17 protein-coding genes and 1 other annotated feature are annotated in these 18,205 nt (G+C 34.9%); of the genes, 14 read left to right on the forward strand and 3 right to left on the reverse strand.

Annotated elements, in window-relative coordinates; all coding sequences use genetic code 11:
• The first annotated feature begins 342 nt into the window (after positions 1-342).
• The gene (mnmG, locus tag MHB61_RS12090; RefSeq protein ID WP_003132359.1) at positions 343-2,220 is read left to right on the forward strand and encodes a tRNA uridine-5-carboxymethylaminomethyl(34) synthesis enzyme MnmG; all 1,878 of its coding nucleotides are present in this window, start codon (positions 343-345) and stop codon (positions 2,218-2,220) included.
• 169 nt (positions 2,221-2,389) lie between these two features.
• Positions 2,390-3,094 carry an HAD family hydrolase gene (locus MHB61_RS12095; RefSeq protein WP_003132358.1) on the forward strand — a complete coding sequence of 235 codons (705 nt, stop codon included), beginning with the start codon at positions 2,390-2,392 and terminating at the stop codon, positions 3,092-3,094.
• Positions 3,095-3,104: 10 nt separating this feature from the next.
• On the opposite strand, the gene MHB61_RS12100 is transcribed toward MHB61_RS12095, so the two are convergent.
• Complete coding sequence (locus tag MHB61_RS12100) at positions 3,105-3,653, reverse strand: hypothetical protein (RefSeq protein WP_003132357.1); 549 nt, start codon at positions 3,651-3,653, stop codon at positions 3,105-3,107.
• Positions 3,654-3,671: 18 nt separating this feature from the next.
• The gene (locus MHB61_RS12105; protein ID WP_003132356.1) at positions 3,672-3,800 is read right to left on the reverse strand and encodes a hypothetical protein; all 129 of its coding nucleotides are present in this window, start codon (positions 3,798-3,800) and stop codon (positions 3,672-3,674) included.
• A 250-nt stretch (positions 3,801-4,050) separates the two neighbouring features.
• Positions 4,051-4,176, forward strand: a sequence feature (ribosomal protein L20 leader region).
• Between the two features lie 86 nt (positions 4,177-4,262).
• On the opposite strand from MHB61_RS12105, the gene infC reads away from it, so the two are divergent.
• The 11 genes from infC (at position 4,263) to MHB61_RS12160 (ending at position 15,005) form a co-directional block, all read left to right on the forward strand.
• Positions 4,263-4,757: a translation initiation factor IF-3 gene (gene infC / locus MHB61_RS12110; RefSeq protein WP_003132354.1), complete on the forward strand. Its 495-nt coding sequence runs from the start codon at positions 4,263-4,265 to the stop codon at positions 4,755-4,757.
• 128 nt (positions 4,758-4,885) lie between these two features.
• Positions 4,886-5,086, forward strand: coding sequence for a 50S ribosomal protein L35 (gene rpmI / locus MHB61_RS12115; RefSeq protein WP_003132353.1), 201 nt, complete (start codon positions 4,886-4,888; stop codon positions 5,084-5,086).
• 161 nt (positions 5,087-5,247) lie between these two features.
• Positions 5,248-5,607, forward strand: coding sequence for a 50S ribosomal protein L20 (rplT, locus tag MHB61_RS12120; protein WP_003132352.1), 360 nt, complete (start codon positions 5,248-5,250; stop codon positions 5,605-5,607).
• A 225-nt stretch (positions 5,608-5,832) separates the two neighbouring features.
• The gene (gene oppD, locus MHB61_RS12125) at positions 5,833-6,849 is read left to right on the forward strand and encodes a murein tripeptide/oligopeptide ABC transporter ATP-binding protein OppD (RefSeq protein ID WP_014570708.1); all 1,017 of its coding nucleotides are present in this window, start codon (positions 5,833-5,835) and stop codon (positions 6,847-6,849) included.
• Positions 6,846-7,805, forward strand: a complete 960-nt coding sequence (gene oppF, locus MHB61_RS12130; protein ID WP_137015747.1) for a murein tripeptide/oligopeptide ABC transporter ATP-binding protein OppF — start codon at positions 6,846-6,848, stop codon at positions 7,803-7,805. The genes oppD and oppF overlap by 4 nt, the downstream gene beginning before the upstream one ends.
• Positions 7,786-8,745, forward strand: a complete 960-nt coding sequence (gene oppB, locus MHB61_RS12135) for a murein tripeptide/oligopeptide ABC transporter permease OppB (protein WP_010906163.1) — start codon at positions 7,786-7,788, stop codon at positions 8,743-8,745. Before oppF ends, oppB begins: the two co-directional genes overlap by 20 nt.
• Positions 8,746-8,754: 9 nt before the next feature.
• Positions 8,755-9,639 (forward strand): murein tripeptide/oligopeptide ABC transporter permease OppC, encoded by an 885-nt coding sequence (gene oppC, locus MHB61_RS12140; protein ID WP_003140250.1) that lies wholly within the window; start codon positions 8,755-8,757, stop codon positions 9,637-9,639.
• Positions 9,640-9,748: 109 nt separating this feature from the next.
• Positions 9,749-11,551, forward strand: a complete 1,803-nt coding sequence (locus tag MHB61_RS12145) for an oligopeptide ABC transporter substrate-binding protein (protein ID WP_262651985.1) — start codon at positions 9,749-9,751, stop codon at positions 11,549-11,551.
• 202 nt (positions 11,552-11,753) lie between these two features.
• A complete protein-coding gene (locus MHB61_RS12150) occupies positions 11,754-12,500 on the forward strand; it encodes a tyrosine-protein phosphatase (RefSeq protein ID WP_003130282.1) in 747 nt (248 codons plus the stop codon).
• Positions 12,501-12,571: 71 nt separating this feature from the next.
• A complete protein-coding gene (locus tag MHB61_RS12155; protein WP_003130283.1) occupies positions 12,572-13,573 on the forward strand; it encodes a choloylglycine hydrolase family protein in 1,002 nt (333 codons plus the stop codon).
• A gap of 139 nt (positions 13,574-13,712) precedes the next feature.
• Positions 13,713-15,005 carry a hemolysin family protein gene (locus MHB61_RS12160; RefSeq protein ID WP_010906160.1) on the forward strand — a complete coding sequence of 431 codons (1,293 nt, stop codon included), beginning with the start codon at positions 13,713-13,715 and terminating at the stop codon, positions 15,003-15,005.
• Positions 15,006-15,058: 53 nt separating this feature from the next.
• Here the strand turns inward: MHB61_RS12160 and MHB61_RS12165 are convergent, their stop codons facing one another.
• On the reverse strand, positions 15,059-15,496 hold the full coding sequence (locus MHB61_RS12165) for a universal stress protein (protein ID WP_003130285.1): 438 nt from the start codon (positions 15,494-15,496) through the stop codon (positions 15,059-15,061).
• Positions 15,497-15,724: 228 nt separating this feature from the next.
• On the opposite strand from MHB61_RS12165, the gene MHB61_RS12170 reads away from it, so the two are divergent.
• A complete protein-coding gene (locus MHB61_RS12170) occupies positions 15,725-18,100 on the forward strand; it encodes an ATP-dependent DNA helicase DinG (protein WP_032398857.1) in 2,376 nt (791 codons plus the stop codon).
• Positions 18,101-18,205 lie beyond the last annotated feature (105 nt).

The raw sequence follows: 18,205 nt of genomic DNA on the forward strand, positions 1-18,205 counted from the left end.
ATAGTCTTGAAAAAATGTTTAAAATGAGTTAAAATATCATTATCTTAGATAAGAACTCGATGGTCAAAGCTCGGGAAAATATGACAAGAGACTTTTAAAAGTTACTGACAGAAAAATCAATTGTGATTATTTTCTGTCAGTAACTGATGAGAGGATTTTTTGACATATTTTTCACAGCTTTGGCTTTTTTATTTGCAAAATATTTACTGACAGCTTTTAATAAGGCTTATTAAGGGCTATAAAAGCTGTCAGTAAAAGAATGATTAATAACTCTGTCAGTATTTTGCAAGAACTTTTATCAAAATATAAAGAAAGGCGAATTTAAAAAATTCGTAGTAAAAAATGAATTTTCAAGAAAATTATGATGTTGTTGTCATTGGAGGAGGACATGCAGGGGTTGAAGCTTCACTAGCAGCTGCACGGATGGGCTCTAAAACATTACTCATGACGATTAATCTTAATATGGTTGCCTTTATGCCATGTAATCCATCAATTGGTGGCTCAGCTAAAGGAATTGTTGTCAGAGAAATTGATGCGCTCGGTGGTGAAATGGGTCGCAACATTGATAAGACTTATATTCAAATGAAAATGCTTAATACCGGAAAAGGTCCAGCAGTTCGAGCTCTTCGTGCTCAAGCCGATAAAGATGAATATGCCGATTCAATGAAGAATACAGTTTCTGACCAAGAAAATTTGACACTCCGTCAAGGAATGGTTGAAGAACTTATTCTTGATGAAGAAAAGAAAAAAGTCATCGGAATCAAGACTTCGACAGGAACTAAATATGGTGCTAAGGCAGTAATTATCACTACAGGAACAGCTTTGCGTGGTGAAATTATTATTGGAGAACTTAAATATTCTTCAGGACCCAATAACTCTCTTTCATCAATTGGTCTAGCAGATAATTTACGTGAAATTGGATTTGAAATTGGTCGTTTTAAAACCGGAACTCCTCCACGCGTTTTGGCAAGTTCTATTGATTACGACAAAACAGAAATTCAACCAGGTGATGAAGCGCCTAATCATTTTAGTTTTATGAGCTCTGATGAAAATTATCTAAAAGATCAAATTCCATGCTGGCTCACTTATACTACTGAGAATAGTCATACTATTTTGCGTGGTAATTTACACCGAGCACCACTCTTTTCAGGAATTGTTAAAGGAGTAGGGCCACGTTACTGTCCTTCAATAGAAGATAAAATCACTCGCTTTGCTGACAAACCTCGTCATCAACTCTTCCTTGAACCAGAAGGACGAAATACAGAAGAAGTCTATATCGGTGGACTTTCAACTTCAATGCCTGAAGATGTCCAATTTGATTTAGTTAAATCAATTCCAGGACTTGAAAATGCTCAAATGATGCGTCCGGGTTATGCTATAGAATACGATGTGGTGATGCCTCATCAACTCCGTCCAACACTTGAAACAAAATTGGTTTCTGGACTATTTACAGCGGGACAAACCAACGGGACCTCAGGCTATGAAGAAGCAGCAGGGCAAGGCTTAGTAGCTGGAATAAATGCAGCACTTAAAGTTCAAGGAAAGTCTGAATTTATCTTAAAACGTAGTGAAGCCTATATTGGGGTAATGATTGATGATTTGGTAACTAAGGGAACGCTGGAACCATATCGTCTTTTGACATCACGTGCAGAATACCGTTTAATTCTTCGCCATGATAATGCTGACCGCCGTTTGACTGAAATTGGCCGTCAAGTGGGCCTTGTTTCAGATGAGCAATGGGAACATTACCAAGCAAAAATGGCTCAATTTGACCGTGAAATGAAACGATTGAATTCAGAAAAACTCAAACCTTTGCCTGACACACAAGAAAAATTAGGAAAATTGGGCTTTGGACCAATTAAAGATGCGCTGACAGGTGCAGAATTTTTGAAACGACCTGAAGTTCACTACAATGAAGTCATCGATTTTATCGGACAAGCACCAGAAAAGATTGACCGTACTGTCATTGAATTGATTGAAACTGAAATTACTTATGAAGGCTACATCAAAAAAGCAATGGACCAAGTGGACAAAATGCATCGCTTGGAAGCGAAACGAATTCCTAAAAATATGGATTGGGATAAGCTTGACTCAATTGCTACTGAAGCCCGTCAAAAATTCAAAAAAATAAATCCAGAAACGCTGGGACAAGCGAGTCGGATTTCAGGGGTAAATCCTGCTGACATCAGTATTCTCATGGTTTACCTTGAAGGAAAATAATTAAAAATTAAAATTTTACTGACAAAAAGTTACTGACAGAAAATTTTTGGGAGAGTCCTTGTGTTTTGGCATTGAGGAAGCAACTTAAAATTTTCGTCAGTAACTTTTTTTCTTGTGGAATACTTTAAAAGTTGATAAAATAGGCTTAAAGAAGGAATGAGGGAAATAGATGACAGAAATAAAAAATATTATTTTTGATTGGGACAATACACTCTTCCCCTTTAAAGAAAAATATTGGGAATTAGCTCACCGCCAACTTTTTTCAGAACAATTAGGACCATTTACTGACCAAGAGCTCAACCGTTTCATGGAGAAATACCATGAATTTGATGAATTGCTTTGGCCACAAGTCCATCAAAGAAAAATGACGATTGAAGAGCTAAGAGAAGAAAGATTAAGTTTGACTATCGAATATTTTGATTTGAAAGTCGATGAAAATTATCTTACAGGCTTTTTCAAAAAATTCTTGAATAGATTGTTTGAATTGATAGAGCCTGATGAACAACTCATCCAAAATCTAAAAAACCTTTCCAAAAACTACAAACTTGCCCTATTAAGTAATGGGGGTCATGTGGAGCAGAGAGAAAAATTACGTCGTTCTCAAGTTGAAAAATTATTTTCGGTTTACATCTCTGGTGAAACAGGCTATCTGAAACCAGATGCGCGTGCCTTTAAAAACGTGCTCACCAAAGAAAATTTCCAAACGTCTGAGACTTTAATGGTTGGAGATCTTATCGAACATGACATCAAACCCGCCCAAGAGTTGGGAATGAAGACAGCATATATTGGACCTGAAAAAGAAACGATTGCTGATTATGAATTTACAAACATTCAAGATTTTTTTGATTCATTTATAGAAAAAAACGGTGATTAACCGTTTTTTATTATTGGACTAGTTTTAAAGAGTCAGCAGCTAAATAAAGTCTGTCAATAGGCTTGTTAGACAACCGATAAATTCCATTTTTGTTAAAAGTAATCTTTTTTTCTTCAAAAGTTTCGTTATAACTTTCAAGGTAAAATGTAAAATCACCAACAAGATTACCAGTAATAACAAGAGCTATGTCATTTGAACCACGTAAAACCTTTAGCCAACTATTAGAATTTAAAATATATTGGATGCCTGCTTCGTCATCAAAAGATAGAATATGTGAAAATTGAGTAGAGGGACAAGTTGTTTTATGATTTTCGACCATTTCCTCAAAAATCGAAATTTCATCATATTCAATCAGCTGGTCAAGAACTTCACTGACCAATTGGGCAGTTAACAAACGGTCACTTGCAGGAATAATTGAATGTTCATTTTCGTTATTTGAACCATCAGTAATATAAAGCTCATGCATTAAACCCATGGCATACATTCTTTTCCGATGAATTGACCAGTTTTTTGTTTTTTTGATATCTTCAGTAAGATGAGTTAAATCTAGTGGAGTCATAGATAATCCTTTCTATTTTTAATTTGATGCTGATGACACTTGAAAAAGTCGTAGAGAATTGTCATCCATCACTTGATAGGTTTTGAGTTGATTGGGAGTTTCTGTAGCACTGGTATTAAAAATTGTAATGAGTTGAATATCTGACATTTTATTCTCCTTTCGATAATTTTAGTTTATTATAATTATTTTATCATTTTATTTTCATTTTATTGAATGATATGGTGTTTGAAATTATAGAAAAAATGCTGAATTGACAAGACTAAAGCCATATTCTAAAATTGTATTCTATAAGTGTCAAAAAATTAGAATTATAACCAGAATTAGAGATAAATTTCACTATAAATAATAAAAAAAATTAGGACTTGACAAGTCTTTAAATAATTGATAGAATAATAGAGTTGAAAAGCAGAAGCACCCGCTTCTCGCCTTAGAGGTTATAGCCCTGGGCAAACGAATGGAATTATTCAAAAACGAATGTTTTCATGAGCGGGGCGAGATTGTCGTTCCGCTTTTGTTTTTCTTTAAAAAAGAAGTTGCCTAAATCTTAGTCAACTTTCACATCATATTAGAAGGAGAACGAACATAGCTAAACAAGACAATAGAAAACCTATGATGAACGGTGCAATCCGTGCTCGTGAGGTTCGTCTCATTGGCGCTGAGGGTGAACAATTAGGTGTCACACCAACGTCTGAGGCGCTAATGCAAGCTGAAAATCTTAACATGGACTTGGTTTTAATTTCAAACCAAGAACCACCTGTTGCAAAAATCATGGATTATACAAAATTCATGTTTGAGCAAAAGAAAAAACAAAAAGAAGCAAAGAAAAAACAAGCTGTTGTTTCTGTAAAAGAAGTCCGTTTGTCACCAGTAATTGACCAAAACGACTTTGATACAAAGCTTCGTCAAGCCATCAAGTTTCTTGAAAAAGGCGATAAAGTTAAGGTTTCAATCCGATTTAAAGGTCGGATGATTACTCACCAAGATGTGGGTCGTCAAGTAATGGACAAGTTCGCGCAAGCAACAAAAGAAGTTGCTGTTGTTGAACAAAGAGCCAAAATGGATGGTCGTCAAATGTTCTTGCAACTTGCACCTATTAAAAAATAGGTCTTAACAAGACAACCATCTGAAAGGTTAACCTTTCACCTCTCTATTCATTGAAAACGAATGTTTAAAATGAATAGAGGTGCAGAATAATTTTTTCTGCCAACTGATATAAATTAAGGAGAATTACAATGCCAAAACAAAAAACTCACCGCGCATCTGCTAAACGTTTCAAACGTACAGGTAACGGCGGTCTTAAACGCTTCCGTGCTTACACTTCTCACCGTTTCCACGGTAAAACTGTAAAACAACGTCGTCAACTTCGTAAATCTTCTATGGTTTCTAAAGGGGACTTCAAACGTATCCGTCGTATGGTTGCGACAATGCGTTAAGCGAACATTGTTCGCTGCATTGGAGCAATCCTCGCAGGAGCGTAAGCGACTAAGAGGGACAATGAAATAAGTCATCTAATTTTCTTGCTCCAACTCAATAAAAAAATAAATTTGTCATTATGACAAAATTGAAATCTACTAAGAATTAAAGGAGAACACACATGGCACGTGTTAAAGGTAGCGTTGCAACTCGCAAACGCCGTAAACGTATTTTAAAGCTCGCTAAAGGTTACTACGGAGCTAAACATAAACTCTTCAAGACTGCTAAAGAGCAAGTCATGAATTCATACTACTACGCATTCCGCGATCGTCGTCAAAAGAAACGCGACTTCCGTAAATTATGGATTGCACGTATCAACGCAGCTGCACGTATGAATGGTCTTTCATACAGCAAATTGATGCACGGTTTGAAATTAGCTGATATCGAAGTAAACCGTAAAATGCTTGCTGACATCGCAATCGCTGATGCTGCTGCATTTACTGCACTTGCTGAAGAAGCAAAAAAAGCTTTGGCTAAATAATTATCTTAAAAAATCTGCTGGTTTTCTAGCAGATTTTTTATATTTTAAGCAGACACTCTCTTAATTATGACATTAGGGGAGTGTTTTTTTATTCCGAATATACTAAATTGTTGCAAAAATTAATAAAAAAGAATATAATACCGTAAGTCCTTGTTTTGAAACAAAAGTAATTTGTTTTCAATAAAAGATATTGAGTATAAATAAGAATACAGAATGGAGGTAAATGTGGAAAGTGAAAATATTTTGGAAGCAAAACAAGTGAGTGTTGCTTTTCGGATTGCTGGTAAATTTCAAAAAGCAATTTATGATATTGATTTAAGGCTTAGACGTGGTGAAGTTTTAGCCATTGTTGGGGAATCAGGTTCTGGGAAGTCAACTTTTGCAACTGCTGTTATGGGATTACATAACCCAAATCAAACTCAAATTACAGGCTCCATTTTATTGGATGAGGAAGAAGTGATTGGTAAAACGGGTGATTCCATGGCAAGTATTCGAGGAAGTAAAGTTGGAATGATTTTTCAAAATCCACTCACTGCGCTTAATCCATTGATGAAAATTGGGCAGCAAATCAAGGAAATGCTGGCCGTGCATGATGTTTATCCAGAAAATCAGTATGAAAGTAGAATCTTTCAACTTTTAGAACAAGTAGGAATTCCAAATCCTAAAAGAGTCGTTAATCAATTTCCCCACCAACTTTCAGGCGGGATGAGACAAAGAGTAATGATTGCAATAGCCATTGCCAATGACCCAGATTTGATTATTGCTGATGAGCCAACGACTGCTTTAGACGTTACCATTCAAGCTCAGATTTTAGACTTGATTTTAGAAATACAAAAGAAGAAGAATGCTGGGGTTATTCTAATTACTCATGATTTAGGGGTTGTTGCTGAAGTTGCTGATACAGTGGCGGTGATGTATGCCGGACAACTCGTCGAAAAAGCTTCTGTTGAAGAGCTTTTTCAAAATCCCAAACATCCATACACCCGGTCACTTTTGCGTTCAAATCCATCTGCCGAAACAGTTTCGGATGATTTATATGTGATTCCAGGGTCTGTGCCTTCTCTGTCAGAAATTGAGTATGACAAAGATTTATTTCTCGCTCGAGTGCCTTGGATGAAAGAAGAAGCTCAAAAAGTAATTTCGGAAAAAATGACTGAAATTTCTTCAAATCATTTTGTTCGAGGTCAGGCTTGGAAAAAATTTGAATTTCCAGATCAAAAATTGAAAGGGGGTAAAAAGTGAGCGAAATTCTTAATTTAAAGGACTTAAAAGTTTATTATCCTATTCGATCTGGTTTCTTTAATCGAGTGACAGATAATGTTTTAGCCGTTGATGGAGTAGATTTAACGATTCATGAAGGAGAAACTGTCGGTTTAGTTGGTGAATCTGGCTCTGGAAAATCAACGATTGGCAAAACAATTGTTGGTTTAGAACAAATGACATCAGGACAATTGATTTACAAAGGACAAGATGTCAGCAAAAAAAAGATAAGAAACCAGCTCAAATACAATAAAGATGTTCAAATGATTTTTCAAGATGCATTTTCGAGTTTGAATCCACGGAAAACAATTTACGATATCATTGCGGAGCCTATTCGAAATTTTGAAAAAATAGATGCTAATACGGAAAATAAACGGATTCATGAATTATTGGATATTGTTGGACTACCTAAACAAGCTTTAGAACAGTATCCTTTCCAATTTTCTGGAGGTCAACAACAAAGAATTGGAATCGCACGGGCAGTTGCTACTAATCCTAAGTTAATTGTGGCAAATGAACCAGTTTCAGCATTAGACTTATCTGTTCAAGCTCAGGTTTTGAATTTCATGAAGCTCATTCAAAAGGACTTGGGAATTGCATTTCTTTTTATTTCTCATGATTTAGGGGTTGTCCGCCATATGACTGATAATATTGCAGTCATGCACAACGGTCGAATTGTCGAAAAAGGAACACGAAGAGATATTTTTGATGAGCCACAGCACATTTATACTAAACGACTCTTATCTGCTATCCCTTCGATTGATGTTACAAGAAGAGCGGAAAATCGGAAAAACCGTCTAAAAGTTGAACAAGACTTTGAGGATAAAAAAGCAAATTTTTATGACAAAGATGGACACGCTTTGCCCTTAAAAAAATTAAGTGAAAGTCATTGGGCTGCTTTGCCAAAAGGAGGGGAAAATGTGGAAAGTAATTATTAGACGTATTTTATTGATGATCCCTCAATTATTTATCTTGAGTATTCTTGTTTTCTTCTTTGCTAAATTGATGCCTGGTGATCCTTTTTCAGGGTTGATTGGTCCTCATACCGACCCACATGAAGTTGAAGCATTAAGACGGGCAGCAGGTTTATATGACCCTTGGTGGGAGCAGTATCTCAGGTGGCTAGGGAATGCCATACATGGGAATTTAGGAATGTCCTATAATCTCAAAGAGCCTGTGATGACTGTCATTGGACATAGAGCGATTAATACTTTTTGGATGTCACTTTTGTCAGTTATTTTAACTTACTTATTTGCTATTCCGATGTCGATAGTTGCAGCTCGAAATGAAGGAAAATGGCAAGACCAATTGTGGTTGACCTATAATTCAATTACTTTTGGTATTCCACCTTACGTATTCTATCTCTTGATTATCTTTATCTTTGGTTATAGTCTTAATTGGTTTCCGACAGGTGGGACGGTAAGTCCAGATGCGATGGGAATAATTCCTGTTTTCTTTAGTAAGATTTATCACATGATTCTTCCGGCTTTTAGTTTGGCGGTCTTTGGAACAGTTGGAATCTTTACTTACTTCCGCTCAGGAATTTTAGATGAACAAACACAAGATTATGTACGAACGGCTCGAGCCAAAGGGGTTAAGGAAAAAGTGATTTTTAGACGTCATATTTTGAGAAATGCCTCATTACCAATTGCTTCTAATTTTGGATTTGTGATTACTGGACTCTTGGGAGGAGCAATATTTGCTGAAACAATTTTCGGCTATCCTGGCTTAGGACAACTTTTTATTACTTCAATATCTGGGCGAGATTATTCAATGATTACGGCTTTGATTTTATTAAATGGTTTTTTGGGACTTCTTGGAGCCCTCCTGTCGGATATTATCATGGCAATGGTTGACCCACGAATTCGGATTCAATAAGGAGTGAAAATGACAGAAAAAAAACACAAAAATTCTTTATCATTAGTTCACTCAATCAAAGAAGAACTAAAAAAAGATAAATTAGCGATGATTTCAACAATTTTTCTAGTTGCTGTCTTTCTAATCGTTTATATTTACTCGATGTTTTTAAAACAATCAAATTATGTTGATGTGAATATCATGGACCAATATCTGGCACCGCTGACGAATGGACATTTACTGGGAACTGATAATGGTGGACGAGATATTATCATGATGTTAATGATTTCTGCACGAAACTCTTTCAATATCGCTTTTGCAGTTACACTCATTACTTTAGTTGTAGGAAATATCTTAGGGGTAATTACGGGCTACTTTGGCGGAAGGTTTGATTTAATCTTCATGCGTTTCACTGATTTTGTCATGATTTTACCATCAATGATGATCATTATTGTTTTTGTAACTATCATCCCACGGTTTAATTCTTGGTCTTTGATTGGGATTATCAGTATCTTTAGTTGGATAGGGACAACGCGTCTGATTCGGGCAAGAACAATGACGGAAGTCAATCGAGATTATGTTCGAGCATCAAAAACTTCGGGAACCTCTGATTTTAAAATTATGTTTCGGGAAATATGGCCCAACTTGTCCACCTTAGTCATTGCTGAAGCAACGCTTGTTTTTGCTGGAAATATTGGTTTAGAAACAGGGCTTTCTTTCTTAGGTTTTGGACTTCCAGCGGGGACACCATCTTTGGGAACAATGATAAATGAAGCGACTAATCCAGAAACAATGACTGATAAGCCTTGGACTTGGGTTCCAGCAACAGTGGTCATCCTAATTGTGGTGCTTGCTATTATCTTTATCGGAAATGCACTAAGACGAGTGGCTGACCAAAGACAAGCTACAAGATAAACAACATTCAAGAGTGATAAAAATGTTTATCTATTAAAAATGGATATGATAAATTAAATATTATATTGAAGCAAGCAAGAAATAAAAAGAAATTATTGGAGAAACTAAGATGAACAAATTAAAAGTAACTTTATTGGCAAGTAGTGTAGTTTTAGCAGCTACACTCCTAAGTGCTTGTGGTTCTAATCAAAGCTCAAGTACAAGTACAAAAAAATTAAAAGCGGGGAACTTTGACGTTGCTTATCAAAATCCAGACAAGGCAATCAAAGGTGGAAATTTAAAAGTCGCATATCAAAGTGATTCTCCAATGAAAGCACAATGGTTATCGGGACTTTCTAATGATGCTACCTTTGGTTCTATGTCTAGCCCTGGTGGTGGGCAAGATGGTCTCTTCTTTACCAACAGTTCATTTAAATATATCAATGGTGGGCCTGCTAATGTAAGTCTTTACAAAGATGCAAAAACAGCAACGATTACCTTGCGTAAAGATTTGAAATGGTCTGATGGATCAGAAGTGACAGCTAAAGACTATGAGTTCAGTTATGAGCTTACCGCTAATCCTGCTTATGGTTCCGACCGTTGGACTGATTCTCTGGCAAATATTGTTGGCTTGAGTGATTATCATGCGGGTAAAGCTAAAACAATCTCAGGGATTACTTTCCCAGACGGTGAAAACGGAAAAGTCATCAAGGTTCAATTTAAAGAAATGACGCCTGGAATGAATCAAACAGGAAATGGTTATTTTCTTGAAACTGTAGCTCCTTATCAATATTTGAAAGATGTTGCCCCTAAAGATTTGGCTTCTAGTCCAAAATCGACAACAAAACCTTTGGTTACAGGCCCTTTTAAACCGGAAAATGTGGTTGCTGGTGAATCTATTAAGTATGTCCCAAATCCTTACTATTGGGGTGAAAAACCAAAATTAAATTCAATTACTTATGAAATTGTATCAACCGCTAAATCAGTCGCGGCTCTTTCTGCTCACAAATATGATTATATCAATGATATGCGCGCAAGCCAGTATAAACAGGTGAAAGATGTCAAAGGCTATAAAGTTTTGGGTCAACAAGAATTATATATTAGTTTGATGTATTATAATCTTGGTCACTATGATGTGAAAAAGTCAATTAGTGTTCAAGACCGCAAAACACCTTTGCAAGATCAAAATGTTCGTGAAGCCCTTGGTTATGCTCGAAATGTCGCAGCAGTTCAAGCAAAATTCTCTAATGGACTTGCCACACCTGCTAATGGATTGATTCCACCAATCTTCAAAGAATTTACTAGCCCGTCAGTTAAAGGTTATGAAAAACAAGATCTTGATAAAGCGAATAAACTTTTAGATGAAGACGGTTGGAAACTCAATAAATCTACAGGCTATCGTGAAAAAGATGGAAAAGAATTATCGCTTGTTTATGCAGCTCGTGTAGGTGATGCAAACTCCGAAACCATTGCCCAAAACTACATCCAACAATGGAAGAAAATTGGTGTGAAAGTTAGTCTTTATCATGGAAAACTGATGGAATTTAATTCTTGGGTTGACCATATGACGACTCCTCCAGGATCAGACGATTGGGATATCACTGACGGTGCATGGTCACTCTCAGGAGAACCTTCTCAACAAGACTTGTTCTCAGCAGCGGCACCTTATAACTTTGGTCACTTTAATGACCCTGAAATTACAAAAGATTTGAATGATATTGATTCAACCAAAGCTGAGGATTCAACTTATCGTAAGGCTGCTTTTATTAAATATCAAGAAGATATGAATAAAAAGGCTTATGTTGTTCCAACGGCTTATGCTATCAACTACACCCCAGTTAACAAACGTGTGGTAGGGATGACGCTTGACTATGGTGCAATGAATACTTGGTCAGAAATTGGTGTTTCATCTGATAAGATGGCAACCAAATAGTTTTATTTAACTTTTGTTTACAAGTTTTTTTGTAAAAATACCCTTACTTTAGTTTTCGCAATTCTAAAGTCAAAGAAGCTCAAATTTATGATTTGAGCTTCTTTTGTTTGATGATTTTTAAGATTTGAACTTACGAATTTAAAAATTAATTAATTTAAAAATGCTATAATAAGCCTAACTAATAATTAATCGAGGGGGCAATATGCTAGTAAATTTTAGAGATATTCAGGCACAAAACTCAAAAGAATCCGGACTAAAAAAGAATATACTTTTTAGAGGAGGTCAGTTGACCGATTTAACAGCTGAGGATAAAAAAATTCTTACGAATAAATTCCAAATTGGGAAAATTTATGATTTTAGAGGGCAAGAAGAGGTCACTACTCAACCAGATGTTGAACTCAAAGGAATTAAATATGAAAATATAGATATTTTAGCTTCTGAAACTTCAGGAAATAATGGCTCTTTACAGGATATGATTATTAATGCCACAGATATTAGTGAGGCGATGATGAAAACTTATGAAAGTATCGTCATCAGTAAGTCTGCTTTAGAAGGATATCGAGCTTTTTTACTGGATCTTTTAGAGCAAAAACAAGCTGTTTATTTTCATTGTTTTGCTGGAAAAGATAGAACTGGATTTGCGGCTGCCTTGCTTTTAAGACTGGCAGGAGCTTCTGATGAGGAGATTATGAAGGATTATCTCAAAACGAATATTGCTCGCAAAGAGGTGAATCAAGAAATTATCAATTCATTGAAAGAAAAACTCACTGAAGACCAAATCGAGGGATTACAGATTGCTCTTACTGTGGATAAGAACTATTTATTTCATGCCAGAGAAATAATGAATGAAAATTTTGGTTCTTTTGAGGGCTACTTAAGTGAAGGACTCTCGCTTGAGAAGGATTATATCGAGCATTTCCAAAGTATTTATTTAAATTATAAATTATAAAAAAGTGATTTTGAACTCTTTTGCTAATTGATGTATAATTAAGTTAATAGAATACATTGGAGGTACAAAAGATGATTGGATGTAGTAGTTTTACACTAGAGAGTCAAGATAATAAACATTTTCTTTCTCGTACAATGGATTTTCAAATAGAAATGGCGGAACAAATTCTTTTTATTCCAAGAAACAAGGAGATAGGATTTGCCCACTCTAATGAAGAGACAATTGAAACATCCTATGCTTGTTTAGGGATGGGTGCGATGGAAGAGGGCCATCCAGTACTCTTTGATGGAATCAACGAAAAAGGGTTAATGGGTGCGACTTTGTATTTCCCAGGCTATGCTGACTATAGTGAGAATATCAAAAAAAATCAAAAGGGAATTTCACCTGATATGGTTATTCCAACGGTCCTCACTCAAGCGAGTAATTTAGAAGAAATCATTGATTTATTTGATAAAAAATTTGTTATTATTAATGATACTAATCCAACCTTAGGTCTTACGCCTCCTTTACATTTTATTTTTTCTGATTCTAGTGGTCAAAGTTTGATTATTGAACCAAGGCAAGGTGGACTTTCAATTATAAAAGATTCAATTGGAGTGATGACAAATAGTCCAGATTACCAATGGCACGAAACTAATTTAAGAAATTATCTTTCTTTTACACCTAATCAAAAAGAAAGTATCGAACTATTAGGAAAGACATTAAAACCATTTAGTCAAGGTTCAGGTACTTTTGGATTTCCAGGAGATTTTACACCTCCTTCAAGATTTGTTAGAACGGCTTATTTAAAAAACTACGCTGAGAAACCAAGTAATGAATTAGCCGCTATTACGCTTTGTCATCATATATTAGAATCTGTAAGTATTCCAAAAGGAATTGTTATAACTGAGCATGGAGCAAGTGATTTCACTTGTTATTCGGCATATATGTGCTCAGAAACTCTAAGTTATTATTTTTCAACTTATGGTAATCAAAGAATCAGGAAAATAAGTTTGTCAGAATCCTTGAAAAATGAGAAGGAATTTAAAAACTTTCCTATTGTCAATGAGGAAGATATTTTAGAGTTAAATTGATAAATATTTAATCGAGTAAATAGGAGGGATATTCATTAAGTTCTTTGAATTCAAGAAGTATTTTTTAAATATTAGTTTTAAGTATAGCAATCCTAAAAAGAAATTCGAGAAATAATAGAGAGAAATTAAGGAAAAAATAGTGATTTTAAATTTATTTATAATAGTTTTAATGATTTTTCTTACGGCATTTTTTGTTGCGGCTGAATTTTCGCTGGTAAAAATACGTAAAAGTCGTTTAGAAACATTAGAAAAAGAAAATAATAAAAGGGCAAAATTAGCACTTAATATCGTCAATCACCTTGATTCTTATTTAAGTGCCTGTCAACTTGGAATCACTTTGACTTCGTTAGCAATTGGGTGGGTAGGTGAAAGTACAATGCATAGTATTTTAGCTCCCCTCTTGTCTTATGTTCCTCTACCTTCTGCGTTATTAGACAGCTTGTCTATTATTTTAGCCTTTTTATTAATTACTTTTGTTCATGTGGTAATCGGAGAACTTATTCCAAAATCTTTAAGTATTACAAAAACTGAAGGAGTTGTCTTAACGGTTGCTGCTCCGCTCCATTATTTTTATAAACTTACCTATCCTTTTGTGTGGTTATTAAATGCTTCAGCAAGTTCAATTGGTAAATTGTTTAATTTAAGTTTGGCTACTGAAGGTGATGAAATCCATTCAGAAGAAGAGTTAATTTTAATTGCTAATCAAAGTTTTATTAAAGGGGAAATCAACGAAAAAGAGTACGAATATCTCAATAATGTCTTTGAATTTGATGATTTGATAGCTAAGGATATCATGGTGTCGAGATTAGATATGGAGACGATTCCCGTTGATGTTTCGATTGAAGAAGCGTTAAAATTTGCGATTAAAAAAGGGCACACTCGTTTCCCTATTATTGCTAAAACTAAAGATGATATTCTAGGCTATGTTACGCTTCAAAATTTGATTAAAGAGTATTTAACTGCTCCTGGTCAAGAAATAAAGAAAATCATGCAAGAACCTATTATATTTATTGATACTATTCCTGTAAAGTTATTACTCTCAGAGATGCAAAAAGAGCATAAACATTTTGCTATTTTATTGGACGAGTATGGTGGGACAAGTGGACTTGTGACAATTGAGGATATTCTTGAAGAGTTAGTTGGTGATATTCAGGATGAAGAAGATCATGAGAAAGAATTGGTAATAAAGCTTTCTCCGACTACTTATCAGGTAGATGGTAAATTGCTTTTATCTGAATTTGAAGAACTGTTTAATATTGATTTGGCTCAAAATAATTTAAGTAAAACGATTAGTGGGTTTATTACAAATTATTCACTAGAGCAAAATGAGCCACTTGAGGTGGGGCAGACTTTCGAATTTGATAATTTGAAAATTACTATTATTGAAATGGATAAAATTACTCCTCATATTTTAGAAGTTAAACGAGTGTAGATTGTATTTGAGGTATAAAAAAACGGAGCTTTAAGAGGCTCCGCTTTTTTATTTTATTGACGAACGACGAGGACATCGCATGGTGCATTTTTGATAATGTAATCCGCCACTGAACCGATAAAGATACGTTCAATGTAAGAAAGACCAGTAGCTCCAAGAACAATGAGGCTAATTTCTTCTTCTTTTGGAAGAGTTTGGCCAAGCATGACTTTTGGAGAACCAAATTCAACACGAGTTTTGACTTTTTTAATGCCAGCTTTTTTTGCTTCGTCAGCAAAGTCATTAATGAGGTTTTCAGCACCTTTGTGTGTATCATCAGCAACAACTGAATCATAGGCTGAGATAGATTGGAAGGCACGAAGGTCAATGACGTTAGCGATAACGAGTTCAGCATCGTTACGAAGTGCTGTTGCAACTGCTTTGTCAAAAGCTTTAGTAGCTTCTACCGAACCATCAATACCAACAAGGATTTTCTTATAGTTATCTAACATAGGCGACTCCTTCATAAGTTTTTATCTATATTTTAATTTTACTCTTATTTTGTCAATTTGTAAAAAGAAAACTGTTAAAAAATGGTTTATGGTATAATTGATGAAGTGAATTTCTTTAAAATAGTGGAAAAAATTACTGACAGAAATAGAAGTTCTCTATTGAAAGTCTGTCAGCAAATTTTGATGACTTATGAACTTAAAGAAAACTGTAAGAAATAGGTGAAAAATATGACTCGATATGCTGTGGTGGATCTGGAAGCGACCGATGCTCATAGTAGTGAAAATAAAATTATACAGATTGGGATTGTTCTTGTTGAAGATGGAGAAATTGTTGAAACTTTTTCCACTGAAGTCAATCCACATGAACCTTTGCTTCCAAGGATTAGTGAACTGACAGGTTTGTCAGATAAACAGTTAAAGACGGCTCCTGAGTTTTCAGAAGTTGCTGCAAAAGTGCGAGAATTACTGACAGACAGTGTTTTTGTTGCTCATAATGCTAGGTTTGATTATGGACTTTTAGAAAAAAGTTTTCTTAATGCTGGCTTGGAATTTAATGAAATGTTGCGTGTCGATACAGTCGATTTGGCGCGTGTTTTTTATCCAACTTTTGAAAAATATGGTTTAGAATCATTGAGTGAAAAGTTAGATTTAGCGCATGACCATCCGCATGCCGCAGTTTCGGATGCGTATGCTACAGCTGAATTATTGCTGAAAATAGAAGCAAAAATCCAAAAGTTACCAAGAAGCGTTTTGGAAGAGTTGCTTAGACATTCGGACAATTTACTTTTTGAAAGTAAAACTTTTTTACAAGAGCAGTTGGATAAAACAAAAATTCGACCAGCTGGCTTTAAAGTGGTTCATAATATTGCGACGCGTAAGTTTAGGGCTTCTGTCAGTAAAAAAAGTCCACTGACAGCCTTGTCAGCAAATTTTTCAGAAAATATCAGTAGATTGGGCTTGTCTTCTCGCTCAAAACAAGAAAAATTAGCTCATTTAATGGAAACAGAGCTTACACATTTACAAGCAAGTTTTATTGAGGCACCGACAGGACTTGGAAAAACTTATGGTTATTTACTGCCAATTTTGGCCTCAGGAAAAGGTTTGGTCGTTTCAACAGCAACCAAAGTTCTCCAAAAGCAATTAGTAAATGATGTGGCACCAAAACTTGGGAAAACATTTGGTTTAAAAATGGCCAAGATTGTTGGGACTAAAAATTACATTTCTCTGAGAAAATTTTCTGAGCTTTTATTAAATAATACTGACGGCAAAAATTTTGAAATTTTTAAAATGAAAATTTTAATTTGGCTGACAGAAACAAGAACAGGCGAATTGGATGAAGTTTCAAAAGTCATGACTAATGATGACTATTTTGAAGTGATTCGCCATGATGGCTATGTCAATACAAAACAGCTTCATTATGAACAGGATTTTTGGTTGAAAGCCCAAAAAGAAGCTGAACAGGCTGAAATTAAAGTGGTGAATCATGCCTATTTGATTGAACGTTTAGCTGACTATCCTGAAACTTTTTTGGAAAATCGTGTTCTTGTTGTTGATGAGGCTCAACAATTATTTCCTATCATGGAAAATGCGGGTCAAAAGTCTTTAAAAATTACTGACGAACTGATAAAAATTGATGCTGAAACAAGTGAAAATCCCCAGCTGACCAAAAGGCTTCAAGAAAGTCTTGTTTTTCAGCTTAATAAAAAAGAGCTTGATTTAAATAAAATAAAGATAGATGCTGATGAACTTGGCTTGAGAAATCTGTCAGCACTTTTAGAAGCTGATAATCAAATTGTCTGGTGTGAAAATGGGATGCTTTATTCGAGTGACCAAGATTTCTATAATTTTGAACGATTGATTCCTAAAAATACCAAACTTTTTATGTTGGGAGCGACATTGTCATTATCTAAAGACAAACCGTCATTTCCTGACTTGCTTGGTTTTACAGACTATCGCTTTTTCAAAATTGAAGGAAATCAAGCCACTAATCAGCAATTGCTGACGGTGACAGATGCGCCTAATATCAAAAATCTAAGTTTAATTGATTATGCAGATTACACAGCAAATTCAATTGGAGAACTTTCAAAATTGAATTTGCCAATGGTGGTCTTATTTACTTCAAAAATGGCTTTGACTTTTGTTGCTGAGAAATTATCTGCTGAAGGGTTTGAGATTTTAGCACAAGATATTAATGGGAGTCCAGCCCAAATCAAGAAAAAGTTTGATAAAGGTGAAGGAAAAATTTTATTAGGTTTGGGTTCTTTTTGGGAGGGAGTCGATTTTGATAAGCAAAATCAAGTGATTCTTGTTATTCCAAGACTTCCTTTTGCAACGCCTGATGATATTTTAACTAAAAAATATGCGCAAAAGTTTGAAAATCCTTTCTATGATTTTAATGTTCCAATGGCAACTTTAAAATTACGTCAGGCCATTGGTCGGGTAAACCGTCGTAAAAATCAGTACTCAAGTATTGTCGTATTAGATAAAAGACTTGCAGGAAAATCTTACGCCAAAAGAATGCGAAAAAATCTTTCAGAAACTTTACCTGTAAAAATGCTGAATTTACTAGACACAATCAGCGAAATCAAGAATTTTTTGATATAATAAAACATGTTTAAGCAAAAACTTAAAATGGGAAATTGGACAAATTATTTTTTCCTAATCATGAGAAATTTTACTAATAAGCCTTCAAATAATCTTTGAAAAAAG

This window comes from Lactococcus sp. FSL K6-0773, from assembly GCF_038006485.1.
GTDB classification, from domain to species: Bacteria; Bacillota; Bacilli; order Lactobacillales; family Streptococcaceae; genus Lactococcus; species Lactococcus lactis.

Bases quoted from the DNA above. Each gene is read 5' to 3' on its own strand.
- mnmG (WP_003132359.1), top strand. From the start codon at position 343: ATGAATTTTCAAGAAAATTATGATGTTGTTGTCATTGGAGGAGGACAT.
- MHB61_RS12095 (WP_003132358.1), top strand. From the start codon at position 2,390: ATGACAGAAATAAAAAATATTATTTTTGATTGGGACAATACACTCTTC.
- MHB61_RS12155 (WP_003130283.1), top strand. From the start codon at position 12,572: ATGATTGGATGTAGTAGTTTTACACTAGAGAGTCAAGATAATAAACAT.
- oppB (WP_010906163.1), top strand. From the start codon at position 7,786: ATGTGGAAAGTAATTATTAGACGTATTTTATTGATGATCCCTCAATTA.
- infC (WP_003132354.1), top strand. From the start codon at position 4,263: ATGATGAACGGTGCAATCCGTGCTCGTGAGGTTCGTCTCATTGGCGCT.
- oppC (WP_003140250.1), top strand. From the start codon at position 8,755: ATGACAGAAAAAAAACACAAAAATTCTTTATCATTAGTTCACTCAATC.
- MHB61_RS12105 (WP_003132356.1), bottom strand. From the start codon at position 3,800: ATGTCAGATATTCAACTCATTACAATTTTTAATACCAGTGCTACAGAA.
- MHB61_RS12170 (WP_032398857.1), top strand. From the start codon at position 15,725: ATGACTCGATATGCTGTGGTGGATCTGGAAGCGACCGATGCTCATAGT.
- rpmI (WP_003132353.1), top strand. From the start codon at position 4,886: ATGCCAAAACAAAAAACTCACCGCGCATCTGCTAAACGTTTCAAACGT.
- MHB61_RS12165 (WP_003130285.1), bottom strand. From the start codon at position 15,496: ATGTTAGATAACTATAAGAAAATCCTTGTTGGTATTGATGGTTCGGTA.
- MHB61_RS12150 (WP_003130282.1), top strand. From the start codon at position 11,754: ATGCTAGTAAATTTTAGAGATATTCAGGCACAAAACTCAAAAGAATCC.
- rplT (WP_003132352.1), top strand. From the start codon at position 5,248: ATGGCACGTGTTAAAGGTAGCGTTGCAACTCGCAAACGCCGTAAACGT.
- MHB61_RS12100 (WP_003132357.1), bottom strand. From the start codon at position 3,653: ATGACTCCACTAGATTTAACTCATCTTACTGAAGATATCAAAAAAACA.
- MHB61_RS12145 (WP_262651985.1), top strand. From the start codon at position 9,749: ATGAACAAATTAAAAGTAACTTTATTGGCAAGTAGTGTAGTTTTAGCA.